At 76.8% G+C, this 932-nt stretch carries 1 protein-coding gene and 1 pseudogene; both read right to left on the bottom strand.

Annotated elements, in window-relative coordinates:
- Nucleotides 1-567, bottom strand: a pseudogene (locus DQW85_RS22170) (hypothetical protein); the annotation flags it as partial.
- A 124-nt stretch (nucleotides 568-691) separates the two neighbouring features.
- Nucleotides 692-932, bottom strand: a 241-nt coding sequence (locus tag DQW85_RS22165; RefSeq protein WP_205315313.1) for an SAM-dependent methyltransferase, incomplete at its 5' end; no start/stop codon positions are given.

The following is a 932-nucleotide window of genomic DNA, read 5'->3' as shown; positions in this document are numbered from 1 at the left end:
CTGGCGCAGGGTGCCGGCGGCGGCCATGGCACTGCCGCCGAGCAGCGCGCCGGCGACCTCGGCGGCGCTGGGGTAGCCGGTGTAGTCGACCCGCCGGGTGTCGGCGCCCAGCCCCCGCGCGATCAGCCCGAACAGCAGGTGGTCCGGCTCGCCGTCCGGCCCGCCGGCGAGCAGCGTCCGCTCGGGGTGGGCGAGCAGGTGGGCGCCGAAGTCGTCGAAATGCCTGAAGGGGGAGCTCGCGGGCACGACCACGACCTCGACCTCTCCGGTGAGCCTGGCCAGCGGGGTCGTGCCGGCGAAGGGGCTGGGGCCGGCGTCGATCTCGGCGGCGGCCAGCGCGGGCAGCCCGGTGATGGTGATCGGGGTGGCCTGTCGCTGTCCGGACAGCATGAACCCGGCCTGCCAGGCGGCCCTCGTGAGCGCCTGCGCGACGCCCGCCCACCGATCGCCGCCGGGCGTGACGGAGAACGGCAACCGCACCGCTCCGGCCGAGCCCGGCCAGGTGCCGCATCCGGTGGCGCACGCGGTCACGCCGAGCCCCAGCGCGAAGAACTGCCGTCGACGCATGGCGTGCCTCCCCCGGACCGCGAGCCATCCCACTACCTGTGGTTATTGACAGCTCACGCGGCGTTACACCTCGCCGGGCGCAGGTCGCCCGCCGGGCCCGGGGAACGGGGCCGGGGGAACGGGGTCAGTCTCCCGGCCCCTTCCAGCCGACCCCGGCCATGAGGTAGGAGGCGGTCGTCGGCTCGCCGGCCAGCCGGGGCCGGTCGGGACGCCAGTCGGCGGCGTGCACCATGCCCGGCTCCACCAGCGTGAAGCCGTCGAAGAACTCCCTGATCCGGGCGGGTGGCCGGGCGGCCCCGCCCATCCGGTCGCGGGGCCGGGACGAGCGGGGCGAGCCGGCCGCGGCCCGGCCGGGAGAGGTCGAG

Origin of the sequence: Nonomuraea lactucae (assembly GCF_003313395.1) — a bacterium.
Lineage (GTDB): Bacteria > Actinomycetota > Actinomycetes > Streptosporangiales > Streptosporangiaceae > Nonomuraea > Nonomuraea lactucae.
This window is presented reverse-complemented; position numbering and strand designations above follow the sequence as displayed.